This window comes from Vibrio sp. Isolate32, assembly GCF_022397955.1.
Classification (GTDB): Bacteria; Pseudomonadota; Gammaproteobacteria; order Enterobacterales; family Vibrionaceae; genus Vibrio.
Genome location: NZ_JAKEUQ010000044.1, coordinates 1 through 23,850, shown reverse-complemented (window position 1 = coordinate 23,850; position 23,850 = coordinate 1). Strand labels below are relative to the sequence as shown.

At 44.8% G+C, this 23,850-nt stretch carries 19 protein-coding genes and 1 pseudogene; 8 read left to right on the top strand and 12 right to left on the bottom strand.

Going from position 1 to position 23,850, the window contains the following annotated elements; genetic code table 11:
• The 6 genes from L1D11_RS21005 to folE all read right to left on the bottom strand — a co-directional run.
• The coding region (locus L1D11_RS21005; protein ID WP_275666904.1) for a helix-hairpin-helix domain-containing protein at positions 1 to 932 on the bottom strand (932 nt) is incomplete at its 3' end.
• On the bottom strand, positions 929 to 1,366 hold the full coding sequence (locus L1D11_RS21000) for a VPA1267 family protein (RefSeq protein ID WP_239833138.1): 438 nt from the start codon (positions 1,364 to 1,366) through the stop codon (positions 929 to 931). The genes L1D11_RS21000 and L1D11_RS21005, both read right to left, overlap by 4 nt.
• On the bottom strand, positions 1,366 to 2,043 hold the full coding sequence (gene gmtX, locus L1D11_RS20995; protein ID WP_239833137.1) for a gamma-mobile-trio protein GmtX: 678 nt from the start codon (positions 2,041 to 2,043) through the stop codon (positions 1,366 to 1,368). The genes L1D11_RS21000 and gmtX overlap by 1 nt, the downstream gene beginning before the upstream one ends.
• Positions 2,043 to 4,709 (bottom strand): integrase family protein, encoded by a 2,667-nt coding sequence (locus tag L1D11_RS20990; RefSeq protein WP_239862759.1) that lies wholly within the window; start codon positions 4,707 to 4,709, stop codon positions 2,043 to 2,045. Before L1D11_RS20990 ends, gmtX begins: the two co-directional genes overlap by 1 nt.
• Positions 4,709 to 6,166: a gamma-mobile-trio recombinase GmtY gene (gene gmtY / locus L1D11_RS20985; RefSeq protein ID WP_239833134.1), complete on the bottom strand. Its 1,458-nt coding sequence runs from the start codon at positions 6,164 to 6,166 to the stop codon at positions 4,709 to 4,711. Before gmtY ends, L1D11_RS20990 begins: the two co-directional genes overlap by 1 nt.
• 195 nt (positions 6,167 to 6,361) lie before the next feature.
• Complete coding sequence (gene folE / locus L1D11_RS20980) at positions 6,362 to 7,015, bottom strand: GTP cyclohydrolase I FolE (protein ID WP_086774792.1); 654 nt, start codon at positions 7,013 to 7,015, stop codon at positions 6,362 to 6,364.
• Positions 7,016 to 7,230: 215 nt separating this feature from the next.
• On the opposite strand from folE, the gene moeA reads away from it, so the two are divergent.
• Together moeA and moeB are read left to right on the top strand one after the other, a co-directional pair.
• The gene (gene moeA, locus L1D11_RS20975) at positions 7,231 to 8,466 is read left to right on the top strand and encodes a molybdopterin molybdotransferase MoeA (protein WP_239833133.1); all 1,236 of its coding nucleotides are present in this window, start codon (positions 7,231 to 7,233) and stop codon (positions 8,464 to 8,466) included.
• A gap of 12 nt (positions 8,467 to 8,478) precedes the next feature.
• Positions 8,479 to 9,228 (top strand): molybdopterin-synthase adenylyltransferase MoeB, encoded by a 750-nt coding sequence (gene moeB / locus L1D11_RS20970; protein ID WP_239833132.1) that lies wholly within the window; start codon positions 8,479 to 8,481, stop codon positions 9,226 to 9,228.
• A gap of 360 nt (positions 9,229 to 9,588) precedes the next feature.
• On the opposite strand, the gene L1D11_RS20965 is transcribed toward moeB, so the two are convergent.
• Positions 9,589 to 10,194, bottom strand: a complete 606-nt coding sequence (locus L1D11_RS20965; protein WP_239833131.1) for a DedA family protein — start codon at positions 10,192 to 10,194, stop codon at positions 9,589 to 9,591.
• 573 nt (positions 10,195 to 10,767) lie between these two features.
• Here L1D11_RS20965 and L1D11_RS20960 point away from each other — a divergent pair.
• The gene (locus L1D11_RS20960) at positions 10,768 to 11,616 is read left to right on the top strand and encodes a sulfurtransferase (protein WP_239833130.1); all 849 of its coding nucleotides are present in this window, start codon (positions 10,768 to 10,770) and stop codon (positions 11,614 to 11,616) included.
• A 327-nt stretch (positions 11,617 to 11,943) separates the two neighbouring features.
• Entirely contained in the window at positions 11,944 to 14,247 is a 2,304-nt protein-coding gene (locus tag L1D11_RS20955; RefSeq protein WP_239833129.1) for an EAL domain-containing protein, read from the top strand.
• A 109-nt stretch (positions 14,248 to 14,356) separates the two neighbouring features.
• Here the strand turns inward: L1D11_RS20955 and L1D11_RS20950 are convergent, their stop codons facing one another.
• From L1D11_RS20950 to L1D11_RS20940, 3 genes are read right to left on the bottom strand one after another with little or no spacing between them, the layout of a single operon-like run.
• A complete protein-coding gene (locus L1D11_RS20950; protein WP_239833128.1) occupies positions 14,357 to 15,544 on the bottom strand; it encodes a patatin-like phospholipase family protein in 1,188 nt (395 codons plus the stop codon).
• Positions 15,534 to 16,535, bottom strand: a complete 1,002-nt coding sequence (locus L1D11_RS20945; protein WP_239833127.1) for a DUF2955 domain-containing protein — start codon at positions 16,533 to 16,535, stop codon at positions 15,534 to 15,536. The genes L1D11_RS20950 and L1D11_RS20945 overlap by 11 nt, the downstream gene beginning before the upstream one ends.
• Positions 16,536 to 16,544: 9 nt before the next feature.
• Positions 16,545 to 17,609, bottom strand: a complete 1,065-nt coding sequence (locus tag L1D11_RS20940; protein WP_239833126.1) for an HlyD family secretion protein — start codon at positions 17,607 to 17,609, stop codon at positions 16,545 to 16,547.
• Between the two features lie 98 nt (positions 17,610 to 17,707).
• On the opposite strand from L1D11_RS20940, the gene L1D11_RS20935 reads away from it, so the two are divergent.
• Complete coding sequence (locus L1D11_RS20935) at positions 17,708 to 18,589, top strand: LysR family transcriptional regulator (protein ID WP_239833125.1); 882 nt, start codon at positions 17,708 to 17,710, stop codon at positions 18,587 to 18,589.
• Positions 18,590 to 18,697: 108 nt separating this feature from the next.
• Here the strand turns inward: L1D11_RS20935 and L1D11_RS20930 are convergent, their stop codons facing one another.
• The gene (locus L1D11_RS20930) at positions 18,698 to 19,702 is read right to left on the bottom strand and encodes a sugar-binding transcriptional regulator (protein WP_239833124.1); all 1,005 of its coding nucleotides are present in this window, start codon (positions 19,700 to 19,702) and stop codon (positions 18,698 to 18,700) included.
• Between the two features lie 458 nt (positions 19,703 to 20,160).
• On the opposite strand from L1D11_RS20930, the gene tal reads away from it, so the two are divergent.
• Both tal and tkt read left to right on the top strand, forming a co-directional pair.
• Positions 20,161 to 21,111 (top strand): transaldolase, encoded by a 951-nt coding sequence (gene tal / locus L1D11_RS20925; protein WP_239833123.1) that lies wholly within the window; start codon positions 20,161 to 20,163, stop codon positions 21,109 to 21,111.
• An 86-nt stretch (positions 21,112 to 21,197) separates the two neighbouring features.
• Positions 21,198 to 23,189 carry a transketolase gene (tkt, locus tag L1D11_RS20920; RefSeq protein ID WP_239833122.1) on the top strand — a complete coding sequence of 664 codons (1,992 nt, stop codon included), beginning with the start codon at positions 21,198 to 21,200 and terminating at the stop codon, positions 23,187 to 23,189.
• Between the two features lie 93 nt (positions 23,190 to 23,282).
• Here tkt and L1D11_RS20915 read toward each other — a convergent pair whose 3' ends face one another.
• A complete protein-coding gene (locus tag L1D11_RS20915; protein ID WP_239862757.1) occupies positions 23,283 to 23,615 on the bottom strand; it encodes a hypothetical protein in 333 nt (110 codons plus the stop codon).
• A 67-nt stretch (positions 23,616 to 23,682) separates the two neighbouring features.
• Here L1D11_RS20915 and L1D11_RS22810 point away from each other — a divergent pair.
• A pseudogene (locus L1D11_RS22810) lies at positions 23,683 to 23,850 on the top strand (IS66 family insertion sequence element accessory protein TnpB); the annotation flags it as partial.

The following is a 23,850-nucleotide window of genomic DNA, read 5'->3' as shown; positions in this document are numbered from 1 at the left end:
GCAACGACACTTTCCATCAGGAGTTGCGCGGTGGGATGATAAGTTCCCGTGTCGGGGTTTAAAATGTACTGCGCTTTGTCGTGCCCCGCTTTGAACGCCTGAGCAACTAGTGTTTTGTCTTTCAATAGTTTGTTGAGGTAAGGGCGCACATTGGCATGAGTGGTATAGGTGTGACCTTTTTCAATCTCCTTGCGAATCGCCATTTCCAGAGCAGCGCTGAGCCTTCTTGGGTCATCCTTCGCAACATCGCTCTTAAAATCCGTTACCTTGATAATATCTTCAATGGCACTGAACGAAAGACCAAAGCCCATGAGAGCATAAGGATTATCCTTGATAACATCGATGGAGGCTTCACCGTGATGCTTGAGCAGCCGTTGCTGCACACTGGCGGGGATGTTGTGCTCGCTCATCCAGTTGCAATGTGCCAGATTTTTATATTTGGCGTACCCCCTAAAAAGCGCTTCCACTGAATCTTCACTCAGAATCGATGTCAGACGCTCTCTGGACTCTGGGGTGTCATTTCTCAGTGTGGCATGGAAATCTTTACCCAAGAGCTGCCAGAGCGCTCTAGCTTTGCTTTCACCAATACCCTTGAAGTCACTTTCTCTGGCGATAAAGCGTATCAGTTGCTCACCTGCTTCGGGCAGCGTGCATTCAATATGCTTGGGTGATTCATACGTGTGCTGCTGCATTACATAATCACCCATCTCCATATTTTCTATCTGGCGAGCACCTTTGACTGACCAATGCTGACCTAGCGTTGGAAGCACAGGGATGCTATCGGGGTCGGCTTTGATGGTGACGTAATACTTCCCACTATTGGTTTTGTAAGAGTCTTTCGCCAGCGGTACACCGCTGAATATCACCATCTTGGTCGAGCGATAAGGGATACTGGTGACACGCATTTGATCTTCATGCAAAGCGGTATTCATCGTGGCATCAACCCCATTTCGGATAAGGTTTCAGATAGCTCACCAAAGCGCTCAAGTCGCTTTTCAAGCTCCTTGACCTTGGCTTTCAATTCAATGTTCTCAGCTTCTAATGACGACACCCGCTTTGAATCGAGCAGCTTGCGATTGGCTGTGTTGTCGTAGGCTTGGGGCTTATCCGCATTCTTCTTGGCAGCGTCGATCAACGGTGGCAGGACACCTTTACCACGCAGCTCATCCTCTAAGGCTTTGAGTGCTTTCTTGAGGGCGGGATTTTGGTTTAAAGCCGACTTACCGCAACCCACACCTTTAGCAACCTCTATGCGGTTAAGCTGACCTCTGAACACGATTTGTTTAAAGTCATCGTCCGTCTGTGTGGCTTTCCATACCTCAAATGCCTCAAGGTTTTGTTGCGCTTTCTGCTGCCCACTTGCCATCAGTCATCTACCTCACCCAATAGCTTGCGAAGCCCTGTGACAAAGCCTCTTGGGAAGACTTCGCTGTTGTATTCCAAGTCTTTTACCTGACCCGCTTGGGTGTATTGCCAGTTGTTTGCCTCCATGCATTCATCAGAAATGGCATACGCTAAGGCTTTTTTCTCTGATTCGGTGAGTACGCCTGATAGGGATGGCAGCACTTCCAAGCTTGGTTCTGCGGTGGTGTCAAACTGGCGCACAGGGCGTTTGTCGATGGTAATATTGGCGTGTTGCTTGAGCAAATTGACCTCTTTGCGATAACGGTTACGCTCGGCAATAATTTGCCCAAACAAGGCACGTACCGCAGGGTCTGGAATGCGCTCTAACAGCTTATTATCCGCAGGGATGGATTTAGACCGTGAGGTGTTGGAGAGCGGTTTTTTGGTATTGGTATTGAACTTTGCCGCCCATGCTTCGATGAGCATTCGGTAATGCTTGTTACGGGTAGCACGCAAAGCCTCATACGCCAATCCACCATTTTCGGCAGAAACCCGTCCAATTTGCGTGATGGAGAAGTCGCGCTGACCTGATTCCGCATAGGCTTTCAGCGTGTCATTGAGCTTATCGAGGTTTTGCTGCGTGCGAGGCACTTTGCCTTCTTTTAAGTCAGCCAGAATGACATCAATATCAAGTTCCATTAGTCCTCCAATAAGTTCGACAGTGAGATGCCATCTAGGTTAATGGCTTTATCAGTCAGTGCACTAACACCCTGAGATAACAATTTATTATCGGTCAGGTATTCACCCGCTTCGATGTAGCTCGCCACTTTGCGGTAGCCTTCAAGTTTGTCGTCAGGGTCGGCGATTTTTGCCATTTGGCGCAGCATGGCATTGGCGGCGATGAGCTGCTGTTTGTCGTCCATTTCCATGAAAATTGGCTCAAAGCCTTTTTTCATCAGCACACGACTGAGGTGGCGAGAGCGCTTTTCAATGGCAGGGGTTTTACGCAGCTCGTCCTGCAAATCAGGGTAGAACTCTGCGTCATCACAAATCAGAGATAGATGCAGTAACTCTGAGTCGGTTTCGATAAACGTCAAGGCATGGCTGACATCTTGCTCAGAGCCAACCGCAATCAGTTTATCTTTGCTGTCATCTTCATTTCTGGTCTCTTCAACACGCATGATTCTCTGAATAAGCTCAAAGCATGCTATCCAGTCTTCAGCATATTCGCTTGCCTCGACTTGTTGCTTTTCCCAACGGCGCTGTAGGACTTGCAGTTCATCGTGTTTGATAAACGGCTTGCCTTGCTCTTCACAAAAGAACTGTTCGTCTTTGAGGGCTTCCAGTTCACCCTCAATTTCCACGGATAAGTTAGCCGCTTGGTGCGCCTTGTAGCTTAGTTGATTGAAGTGGGCATTAAGTGCAGGAAGGTAGCGTGCCTCGGTAATAAACCAGCGGCAGCGAATACAATTTTCAGGGCCATGTGGCACGCTGTCGTAAATGCGATTTGCAGCGGCTTTTGCTTCTCTAATCAACTCACCACCGTTCCAACAGCCGCCAAGGGTACTGACTTCATCCGATTTCACAGTGTTACCGCCTACCAGACACATCCCACACGAGCGTTCTTCCCAACCTATCGGATTACGATTAACCAGTGCCGCCTGAATGCTATCATCACTGTGATACACCATCTTGCATTGAATTTGCTCCATCGAGGCATCTTTGAGGAAGTTACGCACCGATTGTTTGGATTTTGCATCCATTGCATCATGTGCTTCATCCATTTTTTCTGCCATCACCGACGGGGTGATTTTGTTGTAGTAGATAGTCATCAACAGGCGTGTATGCCCCGCCAATAGCTTAGATATGACAGGCAGTGGCAATTGCGTGTCCATCGTATACGCCGTGATGAGTGAGACACGTAAGCTGTGTAAGGGAAAGAGTGTGGCAACCTTATGACGTTGACTAGTACCTTCTGGGTAATCCACAACCAGTTTCAAGCGCTCACCATTCTCCAAGGTATTGCCTTGCTCTGCGAGTTGGTTTTCTAGCGTCAATAGGAGTTGATACCAGAAAGAATCTGTTGCGTTATACGGTATAGGTTTATATTTATTCTCATCCTTTACTGACGCTTCACGAAACAAAAAGGCAATTTCACCCATGCTTTCTAGCTGCTTTTCAGATTTTTTCTTACGAGTGTGCTTTGTTAGCAGCGTAGTGCAATCGGTGGGCTTTGTTATCGGATTGTATTTTTCTTGCCAGTTGCGCAGCTTTTCCAGCCAGTACAGCACTTCTTCATTTTGCCAAGGGATGATGTAGCCACGCTCCAGTTCGTCTTTGTTCTGGTCAGCGGTTTTGTTGGTGTTGATGTACAGACCTGTGGAATACAGCCCTGTCATGGTGTCGTGAATGCGGCGGAAGATGCCTTTTCCGAAGGGGCGTTTTTCACTGCCAAGTGCAAAATCATGCTGGGTATTTACTATCCATTGACCGTTTTCGTAGCGCCATGTGTCGGCTTCGCCACTATCGAGCATACGCACCTGATAGGTACGCAGGGGTAGATGGAGCTTCATAAAAATCACCATCGCTTTAACAGGTGACCAGATTTGGTGAACGGTGACTTTCTTGTTATTCAGAGTGATTTCTTTGGTGCGCCATACGCAGTCAGGGTCGGACTTATTAATCAACTCAGGCTCTACATCAAACCAGTCACCATCACCGCCCCTTTCTGTTTGCCCTGTCTGCTGCTGCGCCCATGTCCAGTGTTTGAAATGGCGGTAGTGATAAGCGGGAAGTAAGAATTCATCATCCTTGAGTTTTTGTTTAATGACCGCAAGTTCGGTTTTATCAGGCAACGGACAAAGGATTTGACGCAAGTCCTGAATGTAGCGATACGGCAAGGGGTTGCGCACGGTTTCTGTTGCTGAATTTTGACGTTGGATTTTGCTGAGTGGGTTTTGAACCAGTGCTACAAGGTTGCCATTATCATCTTCTTCGGAGAACACTTTTTCAACAATAAAGTCGATGAATTCACAAGGGATGTTCACTCCCGACTGGATTGCATATGCGGTATTTTGCGTTTCTCTAACCAGTGCTTCCAACTCTTCGCTAGAGCATTTGTGTCCTTGGCAGCCCTTAAAAAACAAATCTATATTGCCGATGGCATAAGGCGCATATTCAGAAAGATAGAACTCAAAGAAACAACTTAGAGCCCGACGTTTATGCTCTATACCTGTCGTTTGTGTCGCCATCCATTCAGCAGCCAACTCCTGCCATTGTTGCCACTCCGCACCAAGTGTGGTGAGCATCCAAGAGAAGGTTAAATCTGATGTGCGTCCGTCACGTTTTTTGTTTTTTTTCGCCATTATTTGCCTCTCAATTTAGGATGTTTGCCAGTGAAATACCCCTGTGGGTCGATGTCATCAAAGCCATGCTCAACGAGCGCTTTCCAGTCGAATGGTTTAACTTTGGATTCAGGGTTTGCCAATTGCAGTGTCGCTTGGGTCAGTTCATCAGAGATTTCCTGCTGACCTTTGCCTGTGTAGGGGATTTGTGAATCTAGGCTCTTGTGGTGCATACAGCGGCGAATCACCAACGGGTTCAACCCTGAACGCTCTAATCGTCTGCCGTAATTATGACGATGCCCGTGAGGGTCTTTACCTTCAGCCTTGTTTGGTTCTAAACCTATGCGCTTCAAGCCGTTGGCGTAGTTATCATGAAAAGCGTTGATGGTGTAAGGGTTACCTAACGCGCTGTGATGAAAAGAGATGAACGCATAAGGGTGGTGACAGACGATGCTGGCGCGGTACTTTTGATAGTTTTTCCAAAGAGCCATAAATACCTTGCCGTAGTCGGTAGGGAACCACTGAACCTGTATGTAGTTATCTTTATGGTCAACCACACGGTTTTTCCAACCAAGATGCGCTGTGCCTTTCATGCGCTGGCGAGGGATACGCGCATACTTTTCTTTTAAGTACGTCTCTCTATTTTGATTTTTAGAACGAACTTCAGGGTCATTTGGCGCTTTGCCATCGACTTCATTGTAAATTCGAACGATGGCACTATCTGGGTTATCGAGGTCTTCAAACACATCGGTCACCCAAAGGGTTAAAGCCTCGCTTTCGCGTAGTCCGCCACCGTGCATGAGTAGGAGTATTAATTTGTCCCTGAGTGCCACTCGTGGGTCGGTTGCGCCACCAATACCGTTCATATAAAAATCTTCCCAATGCTTTTCGGGAAAGGCGATAGCGTCATCTTCGGTTTTAGTCAGAGGAGTGCGCCCCTTGATGGTTCGCGCCTTACGGATGGTTTTGTTCACAGTCTTATCTTCGATATGGCCGAGAAAGTCATTCTGGTTTTTACGAAACCATGCGGCGTAGTTCAATCGCTGCTCATGAGGGGTGGCATCACGCAAGGGGTTCATTGGCACAATGTCTTGCTTGTCTGCCAACCAATCGGTGAATGCCGTCAGTCGATGAATATGCTTATTCACGTTACTGGTTGAGCTTGGCACCCAATATAAACCAGAGGGGTCAAGCCCATCCTCACCAATCGTTCCTGTGTACAACCGCTTAGAAAAGGTCTGGAAGAGCAACTTCGGATCGTCAAACATCCCTCTATTGGCTTCCATATAATCAAGCAACAAGGACACCGCTTGTAGAAAGCCGTTCATGACGGAGTTACTCACACCGTCCGCCTCTAACTTGAGTAGGTAGTCCGTGACCGTCCTTAACCCTCCTTGCTCAGTTAGCAAGATAGGCAGTTGGCTTTTGATGCCCGTATTGTCCTCGACAATCGTCGCTCTGACTTTTACTGATGACAATTGAAGATCCTCTTATACACTTTAGCCATATAATTCACTGTAGAGCTAGACTGATATTTGTCAAAAATAAATGCAGCAAAAGCTGCATTTATACACAATGTACACATCAAAACTTACTATATATAACTTAGTGCGAGGCTTAGAATTTTGGTTGCCGATTTTTAGGCTAAATCATGCTTATCACATCATCAGAGATTAACGCAGGCCGTGTAAGAACTCGTGACGTGTCGCTGGGTTAGATTTGAAGATACCGCCCAGTGCTGTAGTGGTGGTTTCGCTGGTTGCATCCATCACACCGCGTGATTTAACGCAGTAGTGAACCGCATCCATGGTTACCGCAACATCGTCTGTTTCAAGCAAAGTTTGTAAAGCGACAAGGATCTGTTGAGTCATACGCTCTTGAACTTGTGGACGCTGCGCAAAGAAACGTACGATACGGTTGATCTTAGACAGACCAATGATTTTCCCACGAGGGATGTATGCGACCGCAGTCTTACCATCAATCGTCACTAAGTGGTGCTCACAAGTACTGGTCACGGTAATGTCTTTTACACGAACCATCTCGCGAACGCCCATCTTGTTTTCAATTACGGTAATTTTAGGGAAATTTGCGTAATCTAAACCAGAGAAAATCTCATCCACATACATTTTTGCAATACGTTGTGGTGTTTCTTCCAGACTATCATCCGTAAGATCAAGTTCGAGTAGAGTGAGAATCTCACGCATATGGTGTTCGATTCGTTCCTTTTTCTCTTCTCGGCTAACCTGGTTAGGACTCATTGGCGTCTCTAAACCGCGGCTTGCTAGCGCATCTTTAACCAACTTCGCTGATTCGCTAAGACCTGACATTGAACTTCCTCTTTTGTTACCCCTTCTGGATGGCAAACAAGGATACTCGGAATTTTGAATAAATACACCCATATTTTAAGGGAGGTCATTATTTACGGGGGCTAAACTGTGCTAAAGTGGATTCAATTTCGTTGACGAAAAGCGTGTTTTAATCATTATTGAACCACCATTGCCAACCACAAAATCAAAACAATAACGATCAAAGGATTTCAATTATGGGCTGTTGCGACGCTCCGGGCTTAATGCCAATTGAAGAAGCACTAGATAAGCTGCTGTCACCAATTAAACCTATTCAAACGACTCTAACTCTGCCATTAGCAGATGCATTAGGCTACGTTCTTGCTGAAGACATACTCTCCCCTATTTTTGTACCTCCTTTTGATAACTCGGCAATGGACGGTTACGCACTGCGTTTAGCAGACCTAGAGAACAGTAAAGTACTACCATTAGCAGGTAAATCTTTTGCAGGTCAGCCATTTGAAGGCGAATGGCCAAGTAATACCTGTGTTCGCATTATGACAGGCGCGAAAATCCCAGAAGGTTGTGACGCAGTCATCATGCAAGAAAATACTCGCGAAACCGATGCGGGTATTGAAATTCAGCAAGACGACATCAAATTGAACAATAACATTCGCCCTACGGGTGATGACATCAAGCAAGGTGACATCGTTCTTAGCCGCGGTGAACGTTTAACGCCTCGTGATATTCCAATGATCGCCTCACTAGGCGTGAGCCATGTGACTGTTGCACACAAACCGAAAGTTGCTTTCTTCTCTACTGGCGACGAACTAAAACCGCTAGGTCAGCCTCTTGAAGATGGGCAGATCTACGACAGCAACCGCTACGGTATAAAACCACTGATTGAAGCATTTGGTTGCGAAGCGATTGATCTAGGCATTATTCCTGATTGCCCAGCAACACTTAAAGAAACCTTCGTGAAAGCACAAGAATTAGCAGACGTAGTGGTCACTTCTGGCGGCGTAAGTGTCGGCGAAGCGGATTACACCAAAGATATTCTAGAAGAGCTTGGCGAAATCGGCTTTTGGAAACTAGCAATCAAACCAGGCAAACCATTCGCGTTTGGTGAATTAGAAAACGCTTGGTTCTGTGGCCTTCCGGGTAACCCAGTGTCTGCAATGATGACCATGTACGTGTTAGTTCAACCTATGCTGGCTAAACTTGCCGGTCACACTGCGTGGACAGCACCAGAATCTATTCCAGCGACAACTAAGTCGGCATTTAAAAAAGGCCCTGGCCGTACTGATTATCAACGCGGCATCTACTCGATTGAAAACGGTCAGTTTGTGGTTGAAACAACAGGTAACCAAAGTTCAGGTGCTTTCCGCTCAATGAGCCTAGCGAACTGCTTTGTGGTACTAGAGCGTGAACGTGGCCGTGTAGAAGTCGGCGAAACAGTTCAAATTCAACTATTTAACTCTACGCTTTACTAACGAGGCTTGCTGATGGAAATACTTTCTGACGCAGAGATGCTTCGCTATAACCGCCAGATCATCCTTAAACAGTTTGATTTTGAAGGCCAAGAAGCCCTGAAACAAAGCTCGATACTGGTGTTAGGTGCCGGTGGACTGGGTTGCGCTTCATCTCAATACCTTGCCACCGCTGGTGTTGGGAAGCTAACACTAATCGATGACGATACTGTTGAGCTTTCAAACTTACAGCGCCAAGTGCTTCATACCGATACTGACATTGGTAAGAAAAAGGTCGTTTCAGCCGCAGAATCCTTGCAGGTGTTAAACCCACACTTAAAAGTAGAGACTGTCGATCATAGGCTCGATGACGAAGCACTGACGAAGCTAATCGAAGCTCACTCATTGGTGCTTGATGCCAGCGATAATGTGGAAACGCGTAATCAACTTAACCGCTTGTGCTACGCATCTAAAACGCCTTTAGTTTCTGGTGCTGCGATTCGTATGGAAGGTCAGATTAGCGTATTCACTTATCAAGATGAAAATGCACCTTGCTACCAGTGTTTGAGCGCTCTGTTCGGCAACGCAGCACTTAGCTGTGTCGAAGCTGGTGTAATGGCTCCTGTTGTCGGTATGGTGGGCGCAGCTCAAGCTTTGGAAGCGATCAAAGTTATCGCTAAGTTTGGACAACCAAAGCAAGGTAAGCTTCTGATTCTCGACGCTATGTCACACAGCTGGCGTGAAATGAACTTAATGAAGATGCCGAGTTGTTCAGTGTGTAGATAGATAAAGAAAAAGTGAGTAATCATACTCACTTTGAAACAACTATAAACGGATTAGACCAAATCATTTAAAAACTTTGTTTTACAACAATGAATCCAGCTACACCATCAAAGTGACGCTAGAAGATTCCCCCGGTATGCCCGAGGTACTTGCCCTGACAATGCTAAAGCGTTACCAAAATGACAAACAGCTTACGCTGTTATTTTGGAGCTGGCATTCATCCACGGATAAACCCGTAGTTTTCTGTATCCACAGAATAAAAGTGACATTGTACACCTAAGAATTAGATCATAAAGAAATACACCGCTCAACTTAAAGCTTCTAAGCATCATGCTCAACAACCATTTAATAAAGAAGAACTTCCTAGTTAATACGTGACCTTCTCTTTAGCAATGCAACAACCAACAGCAAGAAAAGGATCGCTGCAATTACCCAGATAACCAGTCGATGTCCACGATAAAACTGTTCGATACGATGTAAATATTCGACAAAAAGATACGTCAGCATACCATATACCGCGACCCAAATACTGGTTGCACTTGCATTACCAATGAGGAAATCACGTCGACTCATTTTGGCGATACCACAAGCCAGTGGCATAAATTGTTTCATACCTTCCACAAAGCGGCTAATAATGAGGCATATTGGACCATAACGTTTTATGATCGCTTGTAAATGTTGCATTCTAGGGCCAGAAACATACCCTTTTTTACCTAACCAGCTTTCAAAGTAATAACCAAGCAAGTAGCCGAAAGTATTACCTATAAAACAACTTAACCAAGACACAAAAATGATGAATGTCAAGTTACTCATTTTCTGTGAGGACATGACTAAAGCCGCAATCATCAGTGATAGACCAGGCATAGGCAAACCAACGCCCTCTAGAATTAGGCTGACTATCAATGCCAAGTCACCATATTGGTCTAGTAAAGGTTTCATCGTGACTAAAAGGTCATTGATATGTTGCAAAATTAGGCTCCATAATTCAGATTTACTATCACATAATAACGTTATTCAGAGACTCACTAGAGCGCGCTGACCTTTCGCGGTTAAATTTCGTTCGGATGGGGCGCCTAGTCAAAAGCGTTTTAATCGCGGCGAGGGGGAAGTAGCCTAGTCATTCTAAGCAAATCTCCCTCAACAAAAGAGTAAAACGCTTTTTACGGGGGCGCCCAGCTCGAATCCTTCGGGCAGCGTTTGCTGCAAAATCAGTTCGAGAGATCAACATGCCCTAACAATAGGCGAATTTTACAAGGTTGAGAATACTAGATCGGTAATCACTGAAGGTAACCCACCTCACAAAAAACGGACCATATTGAGTAGTCCTAAAGTAGCATCCCTAGAGAAGAAACGTAATACGAAAAGACAAGCAAATTTCTGGCTCCTAAAAGTCCAGCATCTAGCATGCCTCTACTGGTGTACGATACCACTGATTCTATAGTGATACTTGACACATTAAATAGTCATACAAATCAGCTCTGAGCTCATTCACTGGTAAACTGCAAAGGAATAACGGGATAACGGGATAACGGGATAACAATAATGAATCAACCACTCATTTCACCAGAACAACTTCAACAACGTTTGTTAGAGCAAGACAACATCATCATCCTAGACGCCAGCATCGAATTTCAAATTCCAAGTGAGTCTGAAAAGATCAAAGGGCGAATGATTCCTGGAGCAATTCGTTTCGACTACGACAAAGACTTCAGCAACAAACATACCCTACTTCCTCATATGTTCCCTTCCGAAAAACACTTCAACACTCGTGCACGTGAAATCGGTATCAACCAAGACAGCACGATTGTTGTGTACGATAACTCGGGGACTTTCGCTTCGCCTCGCGCTTGGTGGATGTTTATGGCGATGGGACATCAGGATGTTTACATCTTAGATGGCGGCTTACCTGCATGGATTGATGCGGGTTACGCAACAGACACATCGTACAGAGCTGAAGTCACACCGGGCAATTTCGAAGGCAACATTCAAGACAACTACTTTGTGGATGCCAAGCAAGTCCTAAGCTATTCAGAGAGCAAGAGTGCCAATATTCTGGATGCGCGCTCTCAAGCTCGTTTCGATTCAGAAGTGCCTGAGCCAAGAGCAGGATTACGCAGTGGACATATCCCAAACTCAGTTTGTCTGCCATTCGCACAAGTGCTGAATAATGGCAAGTTGAAACCTCAGAGCGAGCTTGTTGAAATCTTTTCTGCGTTGGACTTAACGCCAGCTCAACCGATGTTCTTTAGCTGTGGTTCAGGTGTTACTGCCTGCATCATTTTATTAGCCGCTAAATTGGCGGGATACTCGGATGAAATGGGAGTTTACGATGGTTCATGGACAGAATGGGGCGCTAACGAAAGCCTGCCTATCGCCGTAACAAACCAGTAATTCAACTTCGCTTACTGCCACTATTAGAATATACTTCGCATGCATAATGAGCTTACTCCCAGTGTGGGTAAGCTCCTTGTTATTATATCGTAACGGCTCTCGGCTCAACTCCCAGCAATGAACCAACAATAAACTTCGATTAATCAAACACTAACCATTATTGTTGATATAAATGTTAATTTTTATTCAAGAACCCTGATACATAGTCGTTACATTATTTAATCATTAGCCATTATCGATGTGTCTTCCAAACTTAATACGTCATATTGGCACCCAATAGTTTGTCTCGTGCACTCTGTTCAAAGTAGTAACCCCAAAAGGCATTCCATGGCTCTATTTAAGAAAAATATCTGGTCGCTGTACGCTCTATTCGTGCTGCTCACCTTAATACTTTTCACTGTGCTAGGTGTAACAAAATGGCAAGCAAATAGAGAAGACTTCATTGAGCAGCAGCACATTCAAGTCGAGTTATTTTCTAGCTCGGTCAGTTCACTACTCACAAGCCAAGAGGCACTCCTAGAAGTCGTTGGACACCAATTGGCCCAACTGTCTGACTTCACTCAAACTGCCGCCATTCAAATTCGTCCAATATTGGATAAACTGCTTGAGACTCATCCAGCGATTGCTGCATTCGGCCTGCTTAACATACAGGGCGACTACTTGTCTGTTAGCTCAAACCTCAAACTGGCAGACCAAGACAACTTACTTGAGCTTCCACAAACTCGAGACTCCTTTCTAGAAGCGCTTTCAAGTGACAAGATGGTTCTAGGGCGTACCTATTTTCAAAAGTCTCTGGATAGCCTAGTAATCCCATTAAGAAAATCGATTTCAGTCGACGGTAAGACCATTGATGCCGTGATGACTGCGGGGTTACGCTTAGATAGCACTATAGTATTTGAAAACAACGCACATGCTGGAAGTTACAATACACTCACCTTGCTCAGACAAGACCGCTATCGTCAGTTCTTTTCTAGTGACATCGAGTCTCTTGATGCTTACCTAAAACCGGTAGACAGCGACCTACTCCAGCGCGTAAGCAAAAACTTTTCAGAGCAAGTCAGTGCTACTGTGCAAGAAGTGAAAACGGGAAAAGAGACCTACTCATTTTTTGTCAGTGATAATAAATTCCACTCTCTACTGAGCGCTAAGTACCTGCCAGATTATAAGCTTTGGGTCGTTGGTCGCACCGACCTTGCACACGTCGATACCGTCTTTATCGAAGAGTTTGGCATTCTTTTCATTATTTTTATTTTGATTCAGTGTAGCTTCTACATTTTGGTTAAGTCTATCGCGAAGAATGAGCAGCGCACTCGTAGTCAACTTATCTACCAAGCGAACCACGACCCTCTCACAACCCTGCCAAACCGTTTATACATGCGTAAGAACATCGATAAATGGGTTGCAAGTGAGTCAGAGCAATTCTCACTGCTGTTCATCGATATCGATAATTTTAAATACGTCAACGATACGCACGGGCATGATTTTGGTGACAAGGTTCTTAAACAAATAGCGTTGCGTTTAATGCGATTCCGCTCTCGATTGAGCCTATTGGTGCGTGAATCGAGCGACGAGTTTCTGTTTTTAACTCCAATAACCCGTGAGTCTGAAATTAAACGACTCGCAGAGCGTATCATCGAGATGCTTTCTCAACCCTATGAAGTGCAAAACTCTCAGTTCCTATTAGGTTGTAGTATCGGCATTGCACGTTTCCCTGAGCATGGTAAAGATCTCGATAGCCTGCTTCGCTCTGCCGACATCTCAATGTACAAAGCCAAACAGCAGCAAAACTCATACAGCATTTTCACTACCGCAATGCAAGATGCTCATCTCTACAAGATGAAAGTCGAACAAAGGCTGCGTATTGCTATCGACAAGCAAACACTATTCATGGCTTTCCAACCTTTAGTACGAACAGATGAGAGTATTAACGGTGTTGAGGCGCTTGTACGTTGGGTTGATGACGAGTTAGGTTTTGTTCCACCCGATGTGTTTATCCCCGTCGCGGAGAGCACTGGCTTAATGCATAAGCTCGGCACGTTCATTATCGAGTGCAGTATTATGCAAATCGCTCATTTGCATAGAACTACCGAGCAAGAGATCGGGTTATCGATCAATATCTCAGTGCGCCAGTTCTCGCATAAATCGTTCTCTGAACACCTGTTAGCCACGCTTAAGAAATACCAGTTCTCACCAAACTGTTTGACGCTAGAGATCACTGAAAGCTTGTTCATTGAAGATGTCACTTTAGTGAAACCGATTTTCGAAGGCCTCAAAGAGAACCACATTAAGATCTCTCTGGATGATTTTGGTACTGGCTATTCATCATTGAGTATGTTGAAAGCACTGCCTATCGACGAGCTTAAAATCGATAAAAGCTTCATTGAGAATATTGCAGTAGACCAGCAATCGCTAACCATGGTGCAAAACATCATTGCTATCGGTAAGAACTTCGGAATGGTGGTGTTAGCAGAAGGTGTAGAATCAAGCGAACACTTCGAAATATTAAAGGCTTGTGGCTGTGATTTGATGCAAGGCTACTACTTTTCTCGCCCTATTCCTTACGATAAGCTGTGTGAGTTTTTATCACCAGCTGTGGTAAAGGCAGTTGAGCTGAAAGAACCCGCAAGTTAACAAGTAGCATCACGATTCAAACCTGTAGACATTACCTCGCCCCCAACAGATAGGAAAATACATTTGCATCTTTGCTTTCCCCAAAAGCATAGATTCATTTATGGCTCACTTAATCTGGATTCGGTAAGCTTTGACTCCATAAATCACTCTCCATCTTTTTGTTATATCCGTACGCATACAACTTTTGCATATACTCTAGGCTAAACGAGTTTAGGTTATCTTTGGAAAAATCATCGTCTATGTAAGCGAGATGAAAACCAATCTGATTCCTATCACTATAATGATAAATATGTTCTATATCACCGATACTTTGACGACGAATCAAGATCGATAACGCACGATAAGAGACTGATGCTAAGCCATTATCTACCTCTTCAAATTCAGGTTTAAGGTAACCATTACGTATAACGTAAATGTTTTTTTCTATATTTCTTGGGATAAAGGTCTTTTGGAAACCTTGAGGAATGAGGAAGACTTGCCTTGAAACGCCGCCATCAACATGCAACTCGTCGACCGTTCCCCCTTTATATGGCAGTGAAATACGAGTCGCGGGAAACAAGCCTGGAACGGCGCTACTCGCAATAATGATATCTTGTATCAATTGTTGCGCTTGAGGCGAGCCGATATGGGCTATTTTTCCAACGTCCCAAATCGCCATTTTTTCATTGTCTAAACTTGTTGTCGCAATAAGTAATAGCCGCCCTTTACTTCTCTCAAAAGCAAGTTGCTTGACCATTGTAGCGTCCACAGCATTACGCACTTTATCTTCAAAGCCACTCACATCTACCATTGAATTACGAAAAGGTAACTTGAGAATCGAGTTACGTTTAAACATTTCTTCGGCTGTCGTTCGCGTATAGTAGAACTCTAGCGCTTGATCGTAATCACTCCCTAAAAAAGCAAATACCGACACAATTGCCCCGGTTGAGACTCCTGTGACCACATCGAACTCCGGTCGAGTTCCACTTTCACTCCATGCGTTCAAAACGCCCGCGGAGAAAGCTCCATTAAACCCACCACCTGATAGCGCTAGATGATTTACCTGCCCAGATTTGTGGCTGTAATCCACGAGAGACTCTATCGCATGATTAAAATCGTAATTGTCAGCCGAAATAATGGACTCATCCCAAAACCTCAAACCAGGCGTATCTAAGGGGTTCAACTGTTCAGAGTTTAATAAGATGCTACGTTCAGGTGTCTGGGCGCAACCCGATACCAACAACACCAATAATACGATAACCAACAACTTAGGGTTTGGTATCATCAACGCCGTGTCTCTTTCTAGCTTAAACAGCACGATTTGCCACCTTATACTCAAGTATTTTCTGCATTAATAAGATAAATAGAGCGCTGATCACTACCGCAATAAAAATAGAGCTAAATCGATATAAAATTGAGAAAAATGCATCTTGTTCACCGGGAATCAGCACTGTTGTCAACGGAACCGTTAACGAGGCCATCGCAGAAGATGCTAAGGCCGATTTGAGCTTGCCTTGTGTATGCCAATAACAAGAGGGTCCCATAGCAATTGTTAACAATAACCAATATAAAAATGCATTTTCATACCATTGCCCCAATGTTAACTGTACCGCCAAGCCTGCAGCACATCCTGCAGCAGTGCCAATCACCCTCACTTTGGCCATATCAACAGCACCAGCACAGGTTAAAGGCGCTAAAATCACAAGTATCGATGCATATGCTGCCGATGAGTCCAACAAATCAACGACTTGAAAAAAGATATAAGATAACATCACAACAGCCCAAATCACCATTATTTGAGTGGCGTCATAGTGAATAGGGAGCTCTTTTCCACCTTCTTGTTGCTGATGTTGCTCATCAATCGTTGGGTCAGGAAATAACCAATACGCTATTGAGCAAATTACAATATTCAATAAGCAATAAACCCCAATAGAGATTGAAATTTCCTCTACATCGATAAAGTCATAGCTACTTAGATGTACTAAAATCGAGACAACAATCAGGCCCATATAACCAACGATAAAGGTCTGCTTTTTTGTCATAGCGATGCATTTAAATAAGAACACCACTGCAACAGCCGTCAGCAAAATGGGAGGATAGCTACCAAACATCCCCCACAGTACATTGGCCTGAATTATTGACCAAACAGCGCTAACGAAAATGATTAGTAATAATGGAAAGTTCAAACTATCACTGATGCTAAGAACAAAAAGAGGCAGTAAAATCGCTAAAAACCCTAGCTCCCAGCCCATGACCATACTGACAGCCAGACCGAAAGAACAACCAAACCATATTCGAAGTGTCTTCATCGCAGCCGCCTAGTAGATGAAATGAAACCAACTAATCAAACGAATACGCATCTTTGCTACAAATCGCCAAAAACGGTTATCGTTAGAATACAAAGCGAGCGTTGCGCGCGAACCTACAAATAACGGGCTTGGTAATGGATCATCGCTTTGTAGGTTAATTCGTGTACGTTGCGCGTCACGTACCCACCGGTTATTCCCTTCAATCTGAGTCAAAGTCCCGTTAGGGTTCTGATGGCCGGACGCGACACCCAAGTCTCGACTTGCCACGCTATAGTCAAATATCTTTCCAGGATGAGCATCAAACGTAACTAGCGCTCGATAACTTTCTTGAACGTGAGCGATCGACTTTTCTCTAAAATCGGCTGCGACCCACATCGAACCATCAGATATTAATGTAATCAATGGCATATTAGCGTTTGCCATTGCACCAACCTCTAAACGCAAGTTCGTTACAACTCCATCACTTTGTGAACGTACCGTAGTGTTCGTCAAATCAAGCTTTGCCTGTCTCACACGGTTTTCAGCTAACAATACATCCGTTGTTGGTGTACCAGATTCCCCTAAACGAGCAACCAACGTTCCAAGATTATGTTGTTCAATCTCAAGTGCTGAACTTGCGACTTGATACTGTTTAAATACATTATCCAAATTGGATTCTGAGACTGCTTGATTTTTTGCCAACTCGGCAATCCGTTGATAGTCCGAGCGCGCGTTCTCATAACTAGCTTCTGCTCGAGATATACTCGCAATCGCCATCTTTTTCTGAGCGTATAGTGCTCGTTCCTGTTCTTGTGCCGCTTTCAATGCAAGTTCAGCTTGCTCTAGTGCTATAACATATTTACTAGGGTCTAAAACAAATAGGATATCGCCCTTTTCAACTGCTTCATTATTCTCAACGAGAACTTGCATGACTCTACTCGTCACTTCTGGCGCGACCTGAACAACCTGACCATAAACGCGTCCTTCAGTGGTAAAGGGGGCTCGACGATCAGCGACAATTAAATACACAAACGAGACAATAAACACACTAGCCAAAATTTTCATGGCGCGTTGGAATACTTGTTTTTGTTGCATAACACATCCTACCTACAAAGATTATATGCAATTATAGTCACAACAAAATTGTTCTGGTATGCTCATAAAAAGCCCACATTTGAGCCAAAAATAGGACAATGAAAGCAAATTTCGACGATATAAGACTATTTTCCCAAATCGTACTTCACGGAGGAATCAGTACTGCCGCTAAGGCGAATGGTATGCAGCGCTCAAAAGTCAGTCGTCGCTTAAAGGCATTAGAGTCTTCTCTCGGTACAGAACTATTAATTCGCACAACAAGGAACATAGAACTAACGGGAGCAGGGAAACATTTGTACGAATTAGTGGCAAAGCAGGTCCATCATATTGAACAAGGAATTGAAGCATTACAGGAAAGTCAGCGTGATTTTAATGGCCTTTTACGTCTCGCTATCCCTTCAGCTTTGATGAGCTCTACTATCTTTCACTCAACCATTCACGACTATTCGGCACAATTCCCGAATGTTCAAATCGAAATTGAAAACCACCAAGATAGTGTGGACTTGAGGCGAAATAGGTTTGATCTACAGATACTCCCTAATACTGTCAAAATCATAGATGATAGTTATATACAATTTAGCTTGTTACATTACGGCTCAAGACTCGTCGCAACCAGGCAATATCTCGACTCTCACCCCTTTTGTGACAGCTTAAATGACCTTAAGCTTCATCGTATTCTGTCCAATCGATACAGCGCTGACTTTCTTGAAAATTCCATTCAAATCCATTTAAAGTCCGACGATCTAAACCTTTTACTCAAGTTAGCGTTACAACACCGAGGGGTTGCCTTTCTTCCAGATATCTATCTAACGCGATCAGGGGATGAACCCAGCCTAGTACATGTTTTACCAGAGGTTGTTTTCCCTAAATTAAGTTTAACCATGATCTACCCTTCCGCGAATGCGTTATCGAAAAAGACTCGCTCATTCATCGATCTATTTAAGCTAAATCTGGAACAGAGTATGGTCGCAAATGAGTGATTCGCACAGCTGAAAAGTCAGTTTATTGAAAGCATCCTAGTTCAGATTTTAATAGAGAAAAGGGAGCCCAGACTGGCTGTCTTTTCGGTTGCATATGCGCTCGCATCCTTAACGGTTTTCATCTAACTCAGCATGTTTCAACTGCTCATCAAGGTTAAGCACAGTCAAAGCATTACTTACACTGGTTGCAATTACATCAACCACGCCAGTTCTTAGTGCACCCAACAACGCGAGCGGTTTACTGTTCTCCGCAGCAATTGCAATCACCTCTGCTATTGGGCGAAACTCTTCTAAGCCCAACCCAATCACTCGGTCACTCATAACGGTGTTTGCCGCTTTACCGTGTACGTCAAAGAAGTCATAGCCAGCGAAGTCACCTACCACACCTTGCAATAGACGGGATTGAACTACCTCGCCTGCGGTAAACCAACCTAGGTCAACCATGTAACTGTTTTCACTCATATCACCGATACCCACTAATGCAACATCCGCCTTTCGAGCGAGATCGAGTGTTTGTTTTACTGTGCTGTTTTCCATAAAGGCGGTTTTTTGTGCTTTATTCTCGGCATAAGCTGGCGCATACAAAGTTTCAGACGAACCACCATACTTTTTCGCTAGCTGTCGACAGATGTGGTCTGCATTGAACATACCGCCTCTTGGGTGGATACCCCCGATCCCACACACGAACTTACAATCGCGAGGAGTAATAACCCCAGTATGGTGCGCAACGGACGACACGTTGCGCCCCTGCCCGACTGTTACGACCATGCCGTTTTTTAATGTACTGGTTAAATAGTTAGATACTAAACCAGCTACTTGGAGACGTTGCTGCTCTTCATTCGGTTGATCCAGAGCGACCAATGCACGCTTAACACTAAAGCGTTCAATTAAGCGTTGCTCGATCTTGGCGCTGAATACAGGGTGGTATTTCACCGTTATCTCAACAATACCTTCATCACGGGCTTGCTTGAGCATACGACCAACCTTTGCACGAGAGATAGAAAACTTTTTCGAGATCTCTTCTTGGGTGGCACCGTCCTGATAATAAGCAACCGCGACTTCAGTCAGGAGATCAGTGTTTTCTTCGGAAACATCTTGGATATTCTTACTCATATACCACTCAACCTATATTTAACAATTATTTTACCTGCTTGAAGAACAAATGTTCGAGGACTAAGCAAGTGATACACAAGTTTACATCTTGAACATATGTAACAGCAAGGAACATTTGTTCATGGTGTTAGCCATGGTTTTATTGTTGATGAATTCACCTTGCTCAGCGCATTAAACGTTTGCTTGTATCGCCCATGATTACTAGAGCGAAATATATTTGACTGAAGTCTCCATACCGCACTATTTTTCGTTGACTTTGGTGCTAGATCGGATAAATATGGCTACATCATTTACTCATTGAGCGATCAAATGTTCTGTGCAAATGTTCGTTCGAAGAAAAATTTAAATTAATGTAAGTTTGGCTCACTGGAAACTCCACTGAGAACTTCATTAGTTAGCTTGCAAATGCCCACATCTCTCTTCTCACGAGATGTAATGCGATAGATAGGATGATCAAAATGAGCAACAAATTAGAGCAACTTCGTAAACTAACGACAGTAGTAGCAGACACTGGTGAAATCGATGCAATCAAAAAGTACCAGCCAGAAGATGCAACAACTAACCCTTCTCTGATTCTTAAAGCGGCTCAAATCGAAGAGTATGCGCCACTTATCGATGCTTCAATCGAATACGCTAAAGCACAAAGCGCTGATAAAGCGCAACAAGTACAAGACACTTGTGACATGCTTGCAGTAAACATCGGTAAAGAAATCCTGAAAACAATCCCAGGCCGTATCTCTACAGAAGTTGATGCTCGTCTTTCTTACGACACTGAAGGCAGCGTAGCTAAAGCTCGTCAGCTAGTAAAAATGTACAACGATGCTGGCATCACGAACGATCGCATCCTAATTAAACTGGCTTCTACTTGGGAAGGTATCCGTGCTGCTGAAATCCTAGAGAAAGAAGGCATCAACTGTAACCTAACGCTTCTATTCTCTTTCGCACAAGCTCGTGCATGTGCTGAAGCTGGCGTATTCCTAATCTCTCCATTCGTTGGTCGTATCATGGACTGGTACAAAGCGAAAGAAGGTCGCGACTTCGAAGCATCTGAAGATCCAGGCGTAATCTCAGTAACTGACATCTACAACTACTACAAAGAGCACGGCTACAACACGGTTGTTATGGGCGCAAGCTTCCGTAACATCGGCGAGATCCTAGAACTTGCTGGTTGTGACCGTCTAACTATCGCTCCTCAACTTCTAGCAGACCTAGAAGCAGCAGAAGGCGAAGTAGTAGAGAAGCTTATCGACTCTAACGGTACTAAAGAGCGCCCTGCAGCGATGACTCACGCTGAGTTCCTATGGGACCACAACCAAGATGCAATGGCTGTTGAGAAACTGGCTGAAGGCATCCGCAACTTCGCCGTTGACCAAGGCAAACTAGAAGACATGATAGCAGCTAAGCTGTAATCACTCTTACCAATTTCAAATAGGGGAACGTTCAGTTCCTCTACTTTTATCAATTTGTTTATCTTAATTTTTATTCGGAAGTTTCTATGAACCGCAAACATCTAGCTAATGCTATTCGTGCTCTGAGCATGGACGGCGTACAACAAGCAAACTCTGGTCACCCTGGCGCACCTATGGGTATGGCAGACATCGCTGAAGTTCTTTGGCGTTCTCACCTAAACCACAACCCAGCAAACCCTGAGTGGGCTGACCGCGACCGTTTTATCCTGTCTAACGGCCACGGCTCAATGCTGATTTACTCTCTGCTTCACCTAGCAGGTTACGAGCTTTCAATTGAAGACCTGAAAAACTTCCGTCAACTGCACTCTAAGACTCCAGGTCACCCAGAGTACGGCTACGCACCTGGCATCGAAACAACGACCGGTCCTCTAGGTCAAGGCATTACTAACGCTGTTGGTATGGCGATGGCAGAGAAAGCGCTAGCGGCACAATTCAACAAAGAAGGCCACGACATCGTTGACCACTACACTTATGCATTCATGGGTGATGGCTGTCTGATGGAAGGTATCTCTCACGAAGCATGTTCTCTAGCAGGTACGCTAGGTCTTGGTAAGCTGGTTGCTTTCTGGGATGACAACGGCATCTCTATCGATGGTGAAGTTGAAGGTTGGTTCTCTGACGATACACCTAAGCGTTTCGAAGCGTACGGCTGGCACGTAATCCCAGCAGTAGATGGTCACGATGCTGACGCTATCAACGCAGCTATTGAAGCAGCTAAAGCGGATCCTCGCCCTACTCTAATCTGTACTAAAACAGTGATTGGCTTCGGCTCTCCAAACAAAGCAGGTACGCACGACTGTCACGGTGCACCACTAGGCGCTGAAGAAATTGCAGCAACACGTAAAGAATTAGGTTGGGAGCACGGTCCTTTTGAAATTCCGTCGGAAGTTTACTCAGAGTGGGATGCGAAAGAAGCAGGCGCAGCTAAGGAAGCAGCGTGGAACGAGAAACTTGCAGCTTATGAAGCAGCATACCCTGAGCTGGCAGCTGAATTCAAACGCCGCGTAAATGGCGATCTTCCTGCTGAGTGGGAAGAGAAAGCATCGGCTATCATCGCTGATCTTCAAGCTAACCCTGCAAACATCGCATCACGTAAAGCATCTCAAAATGCTCTAGAAGCATTCGGTGCTATGCTACCTGAATTCATGGGCGGCTCTGCTGACCTTGCGCCTTCTAACCTGACTATGTGGTCTGGTTCTAAGTCTCTTGAAGCAACTGACTTCTCTGGTAACTACATCCACTACGGTGTACGTGAATTCGGTATGACGGCTATCATGAACGGTATCGCTCTGCACGGTGGTTTTGTACCATACGGCGCAACGTTCCTAATGTTCATGGAATACGCGCGTAACGCAATGCGTATGGCTGCTCTGATGAAAATTCAGAACATCCAAGTTTACACGCACGATTCTATCGGCCTAGGCGAAGATGGCCCTACTCACCAACCGGTTGAGCAGATTGCTTCTCTACGTCTAACGCCAAACATGAGCACATGGCGTCCATGTGACCAAGTTGAGTCTGCTGTTGCTTGGAAACTAGCAATCGAACGTAAAGGTGGTCCTTCTGCACTTATCTTCTCTCGTCAAAACCTTGCACAGCAAGATCGTGACGCTGAGCAAGTAGCTAACATCGCTAAGGGTGGTTACATCCTGAAAGATTGTGAAGGCAAACCTGAGCTTATCCTTATCGCAACAGGTTCTGAAGTTGAACTAGCTGTTAACGCTGCTGCTGAGCTGACAGCTGAAGGCAAGAAGGTACGTGTAGTATCTATGCCTGCAACTGACGCATTCGATAAGCAAGACGCTGAGTACCGTGAGTCTGTACTTCCATCTGACGTAACCGCTCGTATCGCTGTAGAAGCTGGCATCGCTGACTTCTGGTACAAGTACGTTGGTTTCGGTGGCAAGATCATCGGTATGACAACATTCGGTGAATCTGCTCCAGCAGGCGAACTATTCAAGATATTCGGTTTCACTACTGAAAACGTAGTAAACACAGCAAAAGAGCTTCTAGCTTAATCTTGATTCAGTTGTCTTACCTTGAAATAGGTTGATGCGTACCAAAAGCCCTACATTTTCATGTAGGGCTTTTTTGTATTTCGCCTTTCACCGTTAAAACGTAAACCTTGCCCCCAGACGAAGTGTATTCTGGTTAAGGTTTTTACTATAAGTGTGTTCATACCCAACATCGACCGCAAGCCAAGAAAGAATATCAACTGAACTCACAATCCCGAAATTATTTAGACCATGTTGATGGGTATCTGAATAGCGATAAAAAGGTTGCAGTGACCAACGATCATTGAGTGAAACGACCGCCCCCGCCTCACCAATAAAACCCTCATCGTAATTTTTAATGGTCTCTCGATCACACGGATCCCAAATCGTGTCATTAGAGCGTCTTTCCGGTCTTACCCAATTCACACCACCAGAGGGTAAGCGCTCCATAAAACCCGCATTCTAATCGCCTAGCGCGAAGAATAAGATCAAGTCTCCAACCATGAGGAGATTTGAAATGGGAAAACGACACACTAATCAAGAATGGCAAACGCTCATCGCTCAGTCTGAATCGAGTTCATTGTCAACGCTTGCATTTTGTAAGCTTAATGAACTCAATCCCTCGACGTTTTATGCTAAGCGCCAGCAACTCAAAAAAGCAGATGTCTCTCAAGGCTTTGTACGG

Excerpts from the sequence above, each read along its gene's own strand:
- L1D11_RS21000 (WP_239833138.1), bottom strand. The coding sequence starts at position 1,366 with ATGGCAAGTGGGCAGCAGAAAGCGCAACAAAACCTTGAGGCATTTGAG.
- gmtX (WP_239833137.1), bottom strand. The coding sequence starts at position 2,043 with ATGGAACTTGATATTGATGTCATTCTGGCTGACTTAAAAGAAGGCAAA.
- L1D11_RS20990 (WP_239862759.1), bottom strand. The coding sequence starts at position 4,709 with ATGGCGAAAAAAAACAAAAAACGTGACGGACGCACATCAGATTTAACC.
- folE (WP_086774792.1), bottom strand. The coding sequence starts at position 7,015 with ATGTCAGGTCTTAGCGAATCAGCGAAGTTGGTTAAAGATGCGCTAGCA.
- moeA (WP_239833133.1), top strand. The coding sequence starts at position 7,231 with ATGGGCTGTTGCGACGCTCCGGGCTTAATGCCAATTGAAGAAGCACTA.
- moeB (WP_239833132.1), top strand. The coding sequence starts at position 8,479 with ATGGAAATACTTTCTGACGCAGAGATGCTTCGCTATAACCGCCAGATC.
- L1D11_RS20960 (WP_239833130.1), top strand. The coding sequence starts at position 10,768 with ATGAATCAACCACTCATTTCACCAGAACAACTTCAACAACGTTTGTTA.
- L1D11_RS20955 (WP_239833129.1), top strand. The coding sequence starts at position 11,944 with ATGGCTCTATTTAAGAAAAATATCTGGTCGCTGTACGCTCTATTCGTG.
- L1D11_RS20945 (WP_239833127.1), bottom strand. The coding sequence starts at position 16,535 with ATGAAGACACTTCGAATATGGTTTGGTTGTTCTTTCGGTCTGGCTGTC.
- L1D11_RS20940 (WP_239833126.1), bottom strand. The coding sequence starts at position 17,609 with ATGCAACAAAAACAAGTATTCCAACGCGCCATGAAAATTTTGGCTAGT.
- L1D11_RS20935 (WP_239833125.1), top strand. The coding sequence starts at position 17,708 with ATGAAAGCAAATTTCGACGATATAAGACTATTTTCCCAAATCGTACTT.
- L1D11_RS20930 (WP_239833124.1), bottom strand. The coding sequence starts at position 19,702 with ATGAGTAAGAATATCCAAGATGTTTCCGAAGAAAACACTGATCTCCTG.
- tal (WP_239833123.1), top strand. The coding sequence starts at position 20,161 with ATGAGCAACAAATTAGAGCAACTTCGTAAACTAACGACAGTAGTAGCA.
- tkt (WP_239833122.1), top strand. The coding sequence starts at position 21,198 with ATGAACCGCAAACATCTAGCTAATGCTATTCGTGCTCTGAGCATGGAC.
- L1D11_RS20915 (WP_239862757.1), bottom strand. The coding sequence starts at position 23,615 with ATGGAGCGCTTACCCTCTGGTGGTGTGAATTGGGTAAGACCGGAAAGA.